At 38.5% G+C, this 14,088-nt stretch carries 12 protein-coding genes and 1 pseudogene; 8 read left to right on the forward strand and 5 right to left on the reverse strand.

Annotated elements, in window-relative coordinates; translation table 11 throughout:
• The 5 genes and pseudogenes from F6K54_RS26235 to F6K54_RS26255 all read right to left on the reverse strand — a co-directional run.
• Positions 1-1,068, reverse strand: a pseudogene (locus F6K54_RS26235) (RNA-guided endonuclease InsQ/TnpB family protein); the annotation flags it as partial.
• Positions 1,069-1,296, reverse strand: a complete 228-nt coding sequence (locus F6K54_RS26240) for a hypothetical protein (protein WP_293084059.1) — start codon at positions 1,294-1,296, stop codon at positions 1,069-1,071.
• 486 nt (positions 1,297-1,782) lie between these two features.
• The gene (locus F6K54_RS26245) at positions 1,783-2,019 is read right to left on the reverse strand and encodes a hypothetical protein (RefSeq protein WP_293084061.1); all 237 of its coding nucleotides are present in this window, start codon (positions 2,017-2,019) and stop codon (positions 1,783-1,785) included.
• Positions 2,020-2,088: 69 nt separating this feature from the next.
• Entirely contained in the window at positions 2,089-2,280 is a 192-nt protein-coding gene (locus tag F6K54_RS26250; protein WP_293084064.1) for a hypothetical protein, read from the reverse strand.
• 331 nt (positions 2,281-2,611) lie between these two features.
• Complete coding sequence (locus F6K54_RS26255) at positions 2,612-4,825, reverse strand: transglycosylase domain-containing protein (protein ID WP_293084067.1); 2,214 nt, start codon at positions 4,823-4,825, stop codon at positions 2,612-2,614.
• A 1,763-nt stretch (positions 4,826-6,588) separates the two neighbouring features.
• Here F6K54_RS26255 and F6K54_RS26260 point away from each other — a divergent pair.
• The 8 genes from F6K54_RS26260 to F6K54_RS26295 all read left to right on the forward strand — a co-directional run.
• Positions 6,589-7,641: a DUF3326 domain-containing protein gene (locus F6K54_RS26260; RefSeq protein WP_293084090.1), complete on the forward strand. Its 1,053-nt coding sequence runs from the start codon at positions 6,589-6,591 to the stop codon at positions 7,639-7,641.
• Between the two features lie 4 nt (positions 7,642-7,645).
• Entirely contained in the window at positions 7,646-8,968 is a 1,323-nt protein-coding gene (locus tag F6K54_RS26265) for a DegT/DnrJ/EryC1/StrS family aminotransferase (RefSeq protein WP_293084070.1), read from the forward strand.
• 6 nt (positions 8,969-8,974) lie between these two features.
• Positions 8,975-9,862: a phytanoyl-CoA dioxygenase family protein gene (locus tag F6K54_RS26270; protein WP_293084073.1), complete on the forward strand. Its 888-nt coding sequence runs from the start codon at positions 8,975-8,977 to the stop codon at positions 9,860-9,862.
• Positions 9,863-9,953: 91 nt separating this feature from the next.
• Positions 9,954-10,577 (forward strand): class I SAM-dependent methyltransferase, encoded by a 624-nt coding sequence (locus F6K54_RS26275; RefSeq protein ID WP_293084076.1) that lies wholly within the window; start codon positions 9,954-9,956, stop codon positions 10,575-10,577.
• A gap of 2 nt (positions 10,578-10,579) precedes the next feature.
• Complete coding sequence (locus F6K54_RS26280; RefSeq protein ID WP_293084079.1) at positions 10,580-11,326, forward strand: CmcI family methyltransferase; 747 nt, start codon at positions 10,580-10,582, stop codon at positions 11,324-11,326.
• A gap of 472 nt (positions 11,327-11,798) precedes the next feature.
• Complete coding sequence (locus tag F6K54_RS26285; RefSeq protein WP_293084082.1) at positions 11,799-12,107, forward strand: cupin domain-containing protein; 309 nt, start codon at positions 11,799-11,801, stop codon at positions 12,105-12,107.
• Positions 12,108-12,149: 42 nt separating this feature from the next.
• Entirely contained in the window at positions 12,150-13,085 is a 936-nt protein-coding gene (locus F6K54_RS26290) for a phytanoyl-CoA dioxygenase family protein (protein ID WP_293084084.1), read from the forward strand.
• Between the two features lie 49 nt (positions 13,086-13,134).
• Positions 13,135-14,088: aromatic ring-hydroxylating dioxygenase subunit alpha (locus F6K54_RS26295; RefSeq protein WP_293084087.1), on the forward strand; the 954-nt coding region annotated here is incomplete at its 3' end.

Here is a 14,088-nt window from a genome sequence, read left to right on the forward strand (position 1 = left end):
TACTTGCGTTTATGTCCCGATCATGGTGAGCTGCACATTCAGGACAATCCCACTCTCTAATATTTAGAGGTAATTTTTCCACTACATGACCACAATTAGAACAACGCTTAGAACTAGGGAAATACCTGTCAATTTTAATTAGTTGACGACCGTACCATTCTGCTTTGTATTCTAATTGCCTAACTAATTCTGACCAGTTGGCATCATTGATAGCTCTAGCTAGCTTATGATTCTTGACCATGTTTTTTACTGCTAAATCTTCAACTACAATAGTTTGATTTTCTCTAATTAGTTGAGTGGTTAGCTTATGAGTATAGTCAAGCCTTGAATCTTTGATTTTTGCGTGTATCCTAGCTACTTTAAGCCTAGCTTTTTGATAGTTATTAGACCCCTTGGTTTTTCTCTTGAGAGACTTTTGAGCCAATCTCAGTTTTTTGTGTAATTTGTAATGATTCTTAGGGTTAGTAACTTTTTCTCCATCACTGGTAGTAACTAAACTGGTAATTCCTAAGTCAATACCTACTTGTTTGGTTGCTGGGTTCAGCTTTAAATCTCTAGGGTCATTGACTCTCAGAGATACTGACCATCTACCAGAGGGTTCAAGTTTTACGGTAATTGTGCTTGGTACACAGTTTTGGGGTATTTGCCTACTCCATCTGATAGGTAATGGTTCACTACATTTAGCTAAATATACTTGACCATCTTTCCACTTAAATGCGGACGAGCGTAAATTCTGCACTACCACCCGGCGCGCTTTTTCTTAAAGTTGGGATATTTGGCACGTCCACTAAAGAAGTTGGTGAAAGCTGTTTGTAGATGTCTTAAACCTTGCTGTAATGGGACGCTACTGACTTCAGTAAGGAAATCTAAATTCTCCTGCTTTTTCCAGTTCGTCAGCATAGCAGAAGTTTGCTTATACCCTACTCGCTCTTTGTTTTCATACCAAGCTTGAGTTCTAGCAGCTAAAGCTTTATTGTAGATCAGTCGAACACAGCCTAAAGTCCTCCTCAACAGGTTTTCCTGTTCTGGAGTAGGATAGAGCCTAAACTTGTAAGCTTTTTCAACCATTTACTGCTTGCTAATTCTAGGTTTACATTCTAACATATTCTGTGTGAAATCGCAAAATTGATTGGCATTCCCATACGACGCTCCCACAGGCCGGAGAGCGCGGGTCTTCTGCCAACATTTAGATAAAATAATTGATAAGGCACTGAGAGATATATGAGAAATCGGGCCAGAAACAAAATTAAATGGGAAATTCCATTTTATTAATTGGTTTAATTTTAATCTAGACATTCTCATTGCTTCCTTAAAAAATGGGATGTTCCGTAGCTTTATGTTTACTTAAAATCATAAATAATCCTAATCACTCTTATAAAGTAAAGCAATAAAAAATCAGAATCTTTAACGAATCTTTAATATAGTTAATTTTTGTAAATAAAGTAGAGACATTCCCAGGAGTTTGAAAATAAACTTCACCCTCACTAACCCTGAAGACTTAAAAATCAAGTCAGGGCAATTAGCTAAAAGCTGGGGAATTTTTGAGCGACAGAGTTGCGGAAAGGCGATACTGCTGACGCAACGCTTCACGATCGCTACTACACAAGAAAAAAACTCTTACGCTTTTATTAAAGATGTCTAATAGACATCTCCAAAAATCAAAAATCAAATCAATTCTTATCCATAAATTATCAGTTATTTCTTCCTGTTGCCTGTTGCCTGTTACCTGTTGCCTCTTTTCTAGAGATATCTAATAGACATCTCCAGTAATAAAAAATCAAATCAATTATGGTACATAAATGGCTTTGTTGCATGAAAGTATATAGCTGTCGCACTTGCTCCGCATATGTACAACAATAACGTGCGGAAACTGCTGTAACTATTGTCCAATAGATAAATAGTCATCATTGCCAAACAAAGCGATCGCTCATTACCAGAGTAATAACTATTGGACAATAGATAAATAATAATTGCCAAACAGAGCGATCGCTCATCACCGGAGTAATAACTATTGGACAATAGTTAAATAGTAATCATTGCCAAACAGAGCGATCGCTCATCACCAGAGTAATAACTATTGGACAATAGTTAAATAGTAATCATTGCCAAACAAAGCGATCGCTCATCACCAGAGCAATAACTATTGGACAATAGATAAATAATAATCATTGCCAAACAAAGCGATCGCTCATCACCAGAGCAATAACTATTGGACAATAGATAAATAATAATTGCCAAACAGAGCGATCGCTCATCACCGGAGTAATGACTATTGGACAATAGTTAAATAGTAATCATTGCCAAACAGAGCGATCGCTCATCACCAGAGCAATAACTATTGGACAATAGTTAAATAGAACATTCATAATTGCGAAAGAGAGTGATATAACTGCCGAATGGATGTTAAGAACGCTACTTTCATGCAACAAAACCTACATACAGCGCTTTTCAAATTGATGAACCACATCGTCATAACCAAAACCCTGTAGGGACGTTGCATGCAACGTCCCTACTGTGGTCTACTGAAATGAAAACCGCTGTAAATTGTCAATTCTTTCCCCCTACTCCCTACTCCCCTACTCCCCTACTCCCCCACTCCCCATAGAGATGTCTAATAATTTCTATCATCTTTCCTCTCATTCACATCCCTACCATCCGGCCCAATTTTACCATATCTAATCCACTCTGGTTCCACAGGTTTAGCTTCAATAGTAGGTTCGCGATCGTAAAAACTTGGTCTGTCAGGAAAATCTTGAACAGGTATATCTTTAACTATCTGTTTCATAAACTGTCGCCAATTAAAAGCTGCTGTACTACTTACGCCCCAGGTTGGTTTGTTATCATCATTTCCTAACCATATTCCTGTTGCCACTTGTGGAATATAACCAATAAACCACAAATCTCGTGCCTCCTCCGTTGTACCAGTTTTGCCAGCAACAGGTCGATCGTACAAATAAGCATTGGAACCACTACCATATTTAACTACATTTTCTAACATCCAGGTGACAATTCTAGCACTGTCACTGTCTAAAACCTGCTTTGGTTGAGCATAAGCTTCATAAACAACTTGACCATTTTGATTAATTATTCTTTTAATTCCGTGAGCGCCAATAAACTTACCCTCTGCTGCCAAAGTAGCATAGGCATTTGTTAACTCTAATAAATTAACTTCCCAAGTACCCAATGCCATAGAATATGTAGCTTTGACCTCAGATTTAATTCCCATATCCTCAGCTAACTCAATCACAGGTTCAAATCCCACATCCATCAATACCTGTACCGCTACTACATTCACAGAATAAGCCAAAGAATCAATCATCGATCGCCATCCAGCATACTTTTTGCCATAATTTTTTGGCTTATAACCATCTACTGTAAAGGGTACATCTCGATAGCCATCGGTGGGAGGAAAACCAGCAGCAACTGCAGCAGCATAAACAAAACTTTTAAAAGTAGATCCTGGTTGACGTTGTGCTTGAATAGCGCGGTTAAATTCACTCTCGGCAAAATTTCGACCTCCCACCAGTGCTTTAACTTCTCCGGTGGTAGCATCGATAGCGACTAATGCTGCTTGATCGAATCTTTGGTTAGCACCATCAATATCAACAGCATCTTGAATTACCTGTTCTCCTATTTCTTGCCAATTCCGATCCAATGTAGTTTCTATAGTCAAACCACCTGCATCTATGACTTCTTGAGAAACATATTTTGGTAACTCCTTCTGAATATAGTTAGCAAAATAGGGAGCTTCAACTATCAGACGTTTAGGTGCACTTGGTTGTACTTCCATTGGTTTAGCGATCGCTATTTCAGCTCTCTGTTGAGAAATCAAACCTGCTTCTTGCATTACCCCCAACACGATATTTCGACGATTTTTAGCTGCTTCTGGACTTACTAAGGGAGAATATTCACTGGGTGCTGGAGGCAAACCTGCCAAAGTTGCCATTTCTGCTAAACTTAGTCCCGAAACTGGTTTGCTAAAGTACACCCAGGCAGCATCAGTGACTCCATAAGCACCGGAACCGAGATAAACTATATTCAGATATAGTTCCAGAATTTCTTCTTTGGATAACTCCCGCTCCATTTTCCAAGCTAGCATTGCTTCTCGGAGTTTACGCCAGATAGTTTGTTCCATATCTAGGAAAACCATCCGCGCTAACTGTTGTGTGATACTGCTACCTCCTTGCACAACATCTCTAGCCATTAAGTTTGAAATAAGCGCTCGAATAATTCCCCGATAATCAACTCCTCTATGTTGATAAAAGCGTCTATCTTCAATAGCAATAAAAGCTTGAACTAAAGGAGTAGGAATATCTTCTAATTTAATTTTTTCCCTAGTAGCAGGCCCTGTTTGTTGAATGATTTTACCATCGGCGGCTTTAATTGTTAAAGTGCCGTCTCTGCTGTAGGAAGAAATATCAGCAATATCTGGTAAACTTTGCTCTAATTTTCGCCAAGTTACTCCACCATAAATAATAATACTACCTATTCCTATAGAAGCTAATCCTAACCATAATTTACGACTACCTAAAAATTCTTTTACTTTAACTATTCTGGCAATTTTATCCGCAGATGAATTTGTGATACTTCTATTATTTTTTCTACTACTATCTTGAGAAATATTATCTATTTTTTCCTGTTTTTTTGTGTCATCAACTTTTGGTGCTTGTAAGGGAGATTCAAATTTTTTACTTAACATTTTTGAGAAAGAATGGAAGTTATTATTTTTCCTAACTTTAGGCTCTATATATTGAGATTTTTTGACAATATCTTGCTCTGTTTCTGATAATATTTCTTTTGTATTTTCAATTTTTTTATCTTTCACTGTTACCCTCTTATACCAAATTAATAAATGTTTGCTACAAATACGCACGGTTGTTTCTAGTAGTTAGTAGGGGAAAATGGACATTCTCCCTTACCGTAACCAGATGGCCATTCGCCTGTACAGTAGCCAGTAAGAATAGCTTCAATATCATTTTTTAGGGTCAAACAGTATTCTTTTTCTCAAAAATCAATCTGACTACCAGAGTTTTAGTTGACCCAATTATTGATAATATTCTTTTTTTTAAATTGGTATTATAAACGTTGTACATAAATATAGTCATATGTCATATATAGTCAAACAATGTCAAATATCTTCGTGAATTTGTACTAACCAGCTACTAAATATTTAACAAAATTTAATAATTCTCGGCCTGATGTTTAATGGTATAACCCACATTCCGCACGTCAATTTGTAGCATTAAAAGTAGTATATAGTTTCTATTCTTGGTAAATATTTATACTGTATAAATTACTTCTCAAAAGTCAAATTCTCAGTCAAATATTAAGTATAAATACTTGCTAAATTATTGACTCCTATTGACCACTATAATTTACTTCTTAATTCTTAATTCTTACTTCTTACTTCTTACTTCTTAATTCTTAATTCTTAATGCATGACTTTTGACTTATATTTTTATGCTACGTTTTGTCGTGCGGAATGTAGGTTATACTGTATAAATTACTTCTCAAAAGTCAAATTCTCAGTTAAATATTAAGCATAAATACTTGCTATTATGATTAGTCAATCACGGCAGCTATGATTTTCTTCTAAAATTCTGTCTCCTGTCTCCCGTCTCCTGACTCCTTTGATAGTGGCGGCATCTGGCATAATGGCAAATTTATACGCTATATAGAACCCATTTGGGATCTATGAACGGGAGTGTGGGAGGAGAGGGGGGAGAGGGGGAAGAGGGGGAAGAGAGGGGAGAGGGGGGCAAATTTCAACTTTTTTCCCCTATTTTATTTCTCAATCTCCTGACTTCATCAGACGTCAGACTGAGGAATGAGCCAAAAATCCTCATCTTTCCGGAGATACCAAATGGCTTCTATATAGCGGTATTGCGTAAGTCCTGTATTTATCAAAAGTTTAGAATCAAGGAACATTTACATTTTGTAACTATTTAGTTTATCTTAAAAAATGAATGATATTCTAGCTAGTAGTCCACTATAGAAATAAATTATGATAGGTAATTATATTCTAATATTTAAGTATTTCCAGAAAGGCAACTTCTCGAAATCATTGTGGCTGACTACTAGAACTAATTAGGGCTTGCTGAAAAAGTCTTTTTAAGGAGTAGGGGAGCGGGGGAGTAGGGGAGTAGGGGAGTAGGGGAGAATTTTTTTGCCCAACTATGCGCTAAAAATGCACTCCTTTTTGACCATGAAGAGCTGAGAACCATGTACTTTTTCAATACCTAAAAAGGCTAAAATCTTTATCTGGTAATTATTTGAGATTTAATCAGCAAACCCTAATTATCTAAACTTAACATTTATTAGATTAAACTAATGTCCCAAGTTTATACCAAAGATTTTGAAGTTAAATGTCCTCCACAACAACGGACTTGGAGAAAAATTGCCCAAGAAATAGGGAACCTTCCCTGACCAGGTGTACCTATTCGTTTAATTTTAACTAAGGTAGAAGGAGACATCCTCACTTTTGAATCAAGCTTTATCGATACAGACAGAAAGCCAGTTTGGTCATCATTACTAGACATTAATATTCGTCAACGAGTTTCTAATAAACCTTTTGTAGCAGTTAGTATTATTCCTACAGGAGTAAGAGCCGAAATAGGAGGTTTTGCTGGAGATGCTACTCCTAGTACTAATCTTTTAGCAACCGCTTGTGACTATCTAATCACCAATCCCAATGCAGTTACAGCATCAGATATCTATTTCGCTCAGGATAATGTTCTGTACCTAGAAGGTAATTTAATCTGTCAGTTACTACTAGGCAATATTGGGGTTATTCCAGAGAAGCGAAAAAATATTGCGGCAATTGTCGAAAAGCCCAAAGATGAGCGATTTTTAAACAATGTTCTGAATGCTCTCAATGGCTTGCGTGCTGTGGGAGGAATTAATATCGACCCTGTAGTCGTAACGGGTGGCCCAGTAGAAACCACCTGTACCTATTCCCAGTATGGTAATGCTTCCGGTGAATTTCAAGGGATGGACGAGTTGATGAAAGCTCTAGATGTGGTGGAAAGTTCTTCTGCTGGGGCAGTAGCTTTAATGACCACTTTGCAAGTAGATGACAAAGTGCGTCAAGCTTACTACCGAGGAGAATCTATTGCCAATCCTTGGGGCGGTGCGGAAGCAATTTTGACCCACATGACCACTAATTTCTATCCCTTTACTGCTGCCCATGCTCCTTTATTATTGGAGTGGGAACATACAGGATTTGGTAAATTAGTAGATCCTAGGGATGGAGCAGAATTAATTTCCAGTGCCTATCTTTGTTCTCCTATGAATGGTTTAATCAATTCTCCCCGCCCGGTAAGATTTGATACTCCTGTAGCATCAGGGGAAACCCGGATATCTGTAGAGAATATTTCGGCAGTGGTAATGCCAGAAACAACTGTAGGAAATATACCTTTCTTAGCGTCTTTAGACCAAGGAGTTCCTATAATTTTAGTTCAAGATAATACCACAAAGTACGATATTACTCCAGAAAAACTACAAATTGAAACTCAGGGACACAAGATATATCGTGTCAATAGCTACATGGAGGCGACAGGATTACTGTTAGCTTTACGGAATGGGATTGCGGTAGAAAGTACAATTCGCCCCATACCACAACTCAAGCCGATTTTTCTGTAAGTTGATGAATCAAATATCTCCTACTTATAAGTTAATTGCATCCCACAATCAGGATATTAAGATTAGTCTCTATACTCCTGCTCATCAAGGTATTAAAAGTAATGGTCATCGTTTGAGTGAAGAAATTTACCAATATGATGCCCCATTTCTGACTCGCCCTCGTACTGAAAATATAGAGAAGAATTTTTCTAAATTATATGGTACAAAACATACTTTCTGGCTCACAGCAGGAGGTAGTCAAGGGGTTTTAACCAGTTGTGCTTTACTGGGTACTCAGTATAAAAAAGTAGCGATCGCTCTCAATAGTCATATTTCCACCATAAACGGCATCATCTTAGCAGGATTAGAGCCTTATTTTATTGATTCTGAGTCGCTGATGCCAACTACTGATGAGGTAATTACTGCTTTAGAAACGAGTGGTGTATCGGCACTGTTACTAACTCATCCCAGTTATGAAGGAGTAACTATCGATCTTGCCACGATAGCTAATTATTGTCAGAAGCATGGGATAGCTTTAGCAGTAGATGAAGCTCATGGTAGTCATTTTCCCTTTCTTGATAAACAATGGCGATCGGCGATTAGTGTTGGTGCAGATATAGTTTCCCATAGTATGCACAAATATGCCGGAAGTTTAGTACAAACTGCTTTGTTACATTTGCCTGAGTCTTCCCAGTTTAGCACCGAACAAGTGATGGGGGTTTTACCTTTATTTGAAACTACTACCCGCAGTAATCTTTTGATGTTAAGTCTTGAAGATGCAATTAATCTGGGATTTTCGGAAGGAGGTAAGGCTTTATTTGACGAAGCTATTCAGGAATGCGATGGTCTGCGCAGTCAATTGGATGATTATGGCAAGGTGTTAACTTATGATGCCCAAGTTACCGATCCTCTAAAAATTTATTTAAAGAGCGATCGCCTTACAGGAACAGAGTTAGAAGAACTTTTGTACGAACAGGGGATTGATGGAGAATTTGCTGGAGAGGAGGGATTATTATTAATTTTCTCTTTCCATCACAGTCAACAAGATTTTCAATTTATGCGGGAAACTCTGGCTAAAGTTGTAGCAATTTTGAGGGAAAAACCAATAAAGCAGATTGTACCTGACAGTTACTTTTCCCGTCGCCCTCAAATGAAGATTTTACCTAAAGATGCTTTCTTTAACCGGAAAGAAAAATTACCCATTGGGGAAGCATTAGGTAAAATTAGTAGTTGTTGGATTAAGAAAGTTCCCCCAGGGAGTCCAATCTTGATACCAGGGGAGGAAATTACTCAATGGCATTTAGACAAATTATCTGTTGATACTTTTATTGAAATAGTAAAGGAGTGATTAAAAATGGTCAATTTGACTGTTGAACAAATTGGATTGCTTCCAACGACAGAAGAAATAGAGCAGTATAAGCAAAAAGGATGGTACATAACCAAACCAATCTTCTCAGAGCATGAAATTGAGCAAGCTTTGTTAGGTATCAAACGTCACTATCAAGGAGAACGAGATACTGAACTACCCGAAAAAGTTAAGCCCCATTTGTTAGATTGGAAAACAGATACCCTTCGAGTTGATACCTACATAGCTCACTATAATCATCAAGTTCGCCAATTAATGAAGAATCCCTTAGTAGGTGCTTGTGCTGCTCTTTTGACAGGCAGCAATGAAATTCGACTATTTAATAGTGTTCTAGTCCACAAGTTACCTAAGGAGCGGGCTTGTCAAGATCAAACGTCCATTGGTTGGCATACTGACCTAGCCTATTTTAAAACCTGTACGTCTGAAAAAATGTTAGCTGTTTGGATTCCACTTCAAGATAGTGATGAAACTATGGGAGCGCCGAGTTTTCTTGAAGGAAGCCACTTAAAACAACATGATAATCATTTCAATAATTTGGAAGAGAAAAAAAACTTTATTTGTGATGATTTCGCTGCATTTGAAAAGCAACTTCTGGTTAGCAACCAATCAATGAAAATAGTACATACTCAACTTCGGAAAGGTCAATGTTGTTTTTTGGATTCTAAAGTATTTCATTACACGGGACCTAATATTTCTGAACATCATCGTTTTGCTGTCACTCTTTTTCTCCAAGACAAAGATAACCGTTTCCGTAAGGTTTATGATGAAGACAATAAACTGATTTATCACACGAATGACTTGCTCTGTCGCAGTCTGAGTGATGGTAGTCCAGATTATAGCGATCCCACTTTTTGTCCATTACTTTGGACTACTTAGGATTTAATATTGCCAGAAAAGTTTGTTATGTTTATGTGTAGCCCAATAAAACTTGCATCCTATTTGTTGAATTTATAGAGGTTTATGAAATATGGCACAAGAAAAAGCTAAAGAGACCGAAAATCAAAGGCCGTGGCTGTCTTGGATTTGTGATAGCAAAAGTATAGACGATTTAAGGAGGAAGTATAATACTTGGGCAAGTACCTACGACACAGATGTAGAAAAAGATTGGGAGTTTATGCCTGTTAACGCAGCACGAATATTAGCGAACTTGCTCCCGAAGAAAGATGCTGCAATTTTAGATGCAGGTGCGGGAACGGGGTTTGTAGGCGAGGCTCTCGCACAACAGGAATATACCAATATAACTGCTGCTGACCTTTCTGAAGAAATGCTGACGGTTGCCAGGAAAAAACAGGTGTACAAAGCTTTATTCCAGTGTGACTTGGAAGACACTCAGGCTTTTAGCAAGAAGGAGACTTTTGATGCCATTATATCCGTGGGTGTGTTCGCTCATGCACATGCTGGATTTATTGTCTTGCAAAATCTTTTCTGTCAGTTAAAAAGGGGAGGATATTTTGTTTTGACAGTACGGGAAAAATATTACGCTGAAATGCAAGAGGCGTTTGAATCACTACCGTGGACTCTCATCAGCCAGGAGCAGTTTCAGGTATATGACAACGAAATAATCTATGTTCTAGGCTTTAGGAAGCAATAATCATGAATATGCAGATAGATAGCCAAAGCGTTGCACAATTACCCAAGTCGCAGTTAAATCTCAATCGGTTCGTCAAAATTTCTGACCGAGAAGATCGAGGTGATATTCCTCGAGTAGCTTGGAGACCTCTGACTAAAAATTACAATTTACAGACCTGGAAAGGAATACATCTGGACAAAAGTCCTATCGAAATAGCATTGTATCCCATGCTACTTTATGAAATCAAACCAAAAACAATTATTGAGCTGGGTGCGCTCAAAGGTGGAAGTGCAATTTGGCTAGCAGATCACTTGGACTTGTTCGGGATTAAAGGTCATGTTTACTCAGTGGATATAGATATTTCTCAGCTTCAAGATAGTGCCAGAACTGACTCTAGAGTTAAATTTTTGGAAGGAGATTGTAAAAACATCAGTGCTGTTTTGCCTCCAGAAATGGTAGCAACCCTCCCTCACCCCTGGCTAGTGATAGAAGATGCTCATGTCAATTTAGTTGGAGTTATTGAATACTTCCACTGTAACGGTTTACAAACTGGAGATTATTTAATTGTTGAAGACACTAACAAAATAATGTGGGAAGAGTGGGCGGATTGGGATGATAAAGAATTTTTGGCACGAATGGAGCGTAAGCTTCACGAGTTGAGAACTTGGTTGGAGACTCATCAGAATGAATATTTAGTTGATGCTTACTATCAGGATATGTACGGCTATAATGGCTCCAAAAATTGGAATTCTATTCTGAAAAAAATCTAGTATCTAAACTTTGTGATTTTTTACACTAAAAATGGCTTTAAACTCAGTATTGGCAAGGGCAATACCTGTAATGTGCTTAAAATATCTAATAATAGATGAAACCTAGATGTATCAAGAAAACGGTTAATTTAAGGTTAAAATATTACTGTATTAAGGTTTTGACCTTATTTTTGGCGTGTTTTTTCCTAAAGTCCAGGCATCACCTTAACAGGACTAACGCATTACCGCTGTACATGGCGTATAAATCGGTCATAATTCCAGATATAGCCACTATAATTAGTGCCATTGCCTAAGTCCTGCTTTAAGATAACAGCAATTCTTGCAATTCTTATTAGAGAATATTCAAATAAGTTTGAATTTGGACAGGACTTACGCATTAGGAACTAATTTTGGGCGTTTGAGATTGCTTCCCTGCCGCTCGCAATGACAGAATTGCGTTATTTTGCGCAAGTCCTATTGGAGAGAGAAATTTATGGTTAACGATAGAATAAACCAAGTCGTAAATCAGTGGGAAAACCAAGGATTTACTTGTGAAATTTGGACATCTCCTCCTGGAGGTGGCTGGTCAGATCCCGGCCACTCAACTGATGAGATTTTTGTGCTTCTGGAAGGAGAAATGATGGTTTTCATGGGAGATAAAAAGTATAATCTTCAAATTGGCGAAGAATTTTTAGTTCCCGCTAAAGAGCCTCATGAGACAGTAAACATGGGTGAAATTCCCAATCGTTTTTATTGGATACATAAGTACCATTGGACACCAAATCAGAAACAGGATTCGTAACTTTTGTCAATTAATTCTATTGAAATCAAGAAGTGAAAGAAGATGGTTGATACAACACGGTTGAATGCTAACAGCCCTTTACCACCCACAGGTATTTGCACAACTCGTCCTCTATCAAAGGAACAAATTGCACAATATCATAATGAGGGATTTGTCATTATTCCTGGCTTCTTCGATCCAGAAGAAGTTAAACCAATCAAGCAGGCTTGCGAAGCAGATCCAGAGTTGGGAGGGGCCTGGACAAAATGGTCTGACAGTAATGGCTACTTAAATCAGATAGTTGCTTGGACAGATTTAGGAGATTCTCTACTTGGGGTTATTCCTCGCACAGCTCGAATGGTAAATGCTACCGAAGTTCTGTTGGGAGGAGAGGAATGTTATCATTGGCACTCAAAACTCATCGTAAAAAATCCCCATTCCCAGGCTTGGATTGAATGGCATCAAGGATATGGAGGTTGGTACAATGATGGTTGTCTATACCCCCATTTTGTGACTTGTACGTTGGCTATCGACCACCATAGTAAAGAAAACGGATGTCTTCAAGTCGTTAAAAAATCTCAATTAATAGGCCGCCTTGACCATAAAATTGTTGGAGGAGATACTTTAGCTATAGATCCAGTATGGATGGAAAAAGTCCTGGAAAGATTGGAAATTGTCTATTGCGAGATGGAGCCTGGCGATGCATTATTTCTACATGCTAATACAATACATTGTTCAGGAAATAACTGTACCAATTATCCTCGGACTGCTATAACTTGCCACTATAATGCAGCATCAAACGAGCCATTCTCTTTAGAGAAAAACTCACACCGTCGTTATCGCCCCCTGAAGCGACTACCAGATACAACCATTATTGATGAAAACTATAGTTCAGTTTTGGGTAGTCAGGCTGTTATGGAACAAGGAAAAACATTTGAGAAAATAGTCGTTTACGGTGTCAAATCTGAGCAAGAAACAATCTCCGAAAACCCAACCTAGCTGGCCTCGTAAAACCCTTAGATCGTAATTTTCTCTTAACCATGTAGTTATGTTAACAAAAGACAAAGTTCTTTTCAATGATTGGCATGTTGTCGCATTAGCATCAGATTGTCAACCAGGTACCCTCAAACGAGTCCGCCTATTAGAAGAAGATTTGGTACTGTGGCGCGGTGATAGCCTGCAATGCCCAATACAGGTTTGGCAAGATAGATGTCCCCATCGTAGCGCTCGCCTCTCCCTGGGAAAAGTCTCCCAGAATAACTTGCTTTGCCCTTATCATGGCTGGAAATTTAATCAAAGAGGGAAATGCGAGCATATTCCTCATCATCCCGCGCTGCAGCCACCAGCTAGTGCGTGCGTGAAAACTTACCATTGTCAGGAACGTTGGGGCTTTGTCTGGGTTTGCTTGGGGGAACCAGCTCAAGATATACCTCCTTTTCCTGAGTGGGATCAACCAAGTTACCATAAAGTCTTTTTTGGTCCTTACCATTTCCGCTCTAGTGGCTTTCGCGTGGTAGAAAATGCTTTTGATGTACCACATTTTGCTTTTGTACATGATGGAAGTTTGGGTGCAAGGGACAACACTGTTATCGAAGAATATGATGTAACAGTTAACACAGAGGGTGTAACCCTTAGCAACATTCATGTCTGGCAGCCTGATACAGACGGTATAGGGACAATTGGCAAAGTTACTTACCTCCATAAGATTTGTCGCCCTTTAACTCTTTACACAGTCAAAAAAATCGCTAAAGGCCAAGAGACTGCCTTGTACACGATTTCACCTGTAGCGGAGGAAGATTCGATTGCATGGGGCGTAGCTGCTTTTAACTACGAACCAGATATGCTAGAGGCGGAGTTCCGAGCTTTTCAAGACAAATTGTATAGTGAGGATGCACCAATGGTAGAGTCGCAATGTCCAGCACGTTTGCCTTTACTTTCTGGAAATAATCCAAAGGGAGCAATCCCTTTTGAAACCCATGTCCCTAGCGATCGTGGTTCAGTA

It is taken from the genome of Okeania sp. SIO3B5, from assembly GCF_010692555.1.
Taxonomy (GTDB): domain Bacteria; phylum Cyanobacteriota; class Cyanobacteriia; order Cyanobacteriales; family Microcoleaceae; genus Okeania.

Coding starts and splice junctions, on each gene's coding strand:
- F6K54_RS26240 (WP_293084059.1), bottom strand. CDS start 1,296: ATGTCTAGATTAAAATTAAACCAATTAATAAAATGGAATTTCCCATTT.
- F6K54_RS26265 (WP_293084070.1), top strand. CDS start 7,646: ATGAATCAAATATCTCCTACTTATAAGTTAATTGCATCCCACAATCAG.
- F6K54_RS26270 (WP_293084073.1), top strand. CDS start 8,975: ATGGTCAATTTGACTGTTGAACAAATTGGATTGCTTCCAACGACAGAA.
- F6K54_RS26275 (WP_293084076.1), top strand. CDS start 9,954: ATGGCACAAGAAAAAGCTAAAGAGACCGAAAATCAAAGGCCGTGGCTG.
- F6K54_RS26280 (WP_293084079.1), top strand. CDS start 10,580: ATGAATATGCAGATAGATAGCCAAAGCGTTGCACAATTACCCAAGTCG.
- F6K54_RS26285 (WP_293084082.1), top strand. CDS start 11,799: ATGGTTAACGATAGAATAAACCAAGTCGTAAATCAGTGGGAAAACCAA.
- F6K54_RS26290 (WP_293084084.1), top strand. CDS start 12,150: ATGGTTGATACAACACGGTTGAATGCTAACAGCCCTTTACCACCCACA.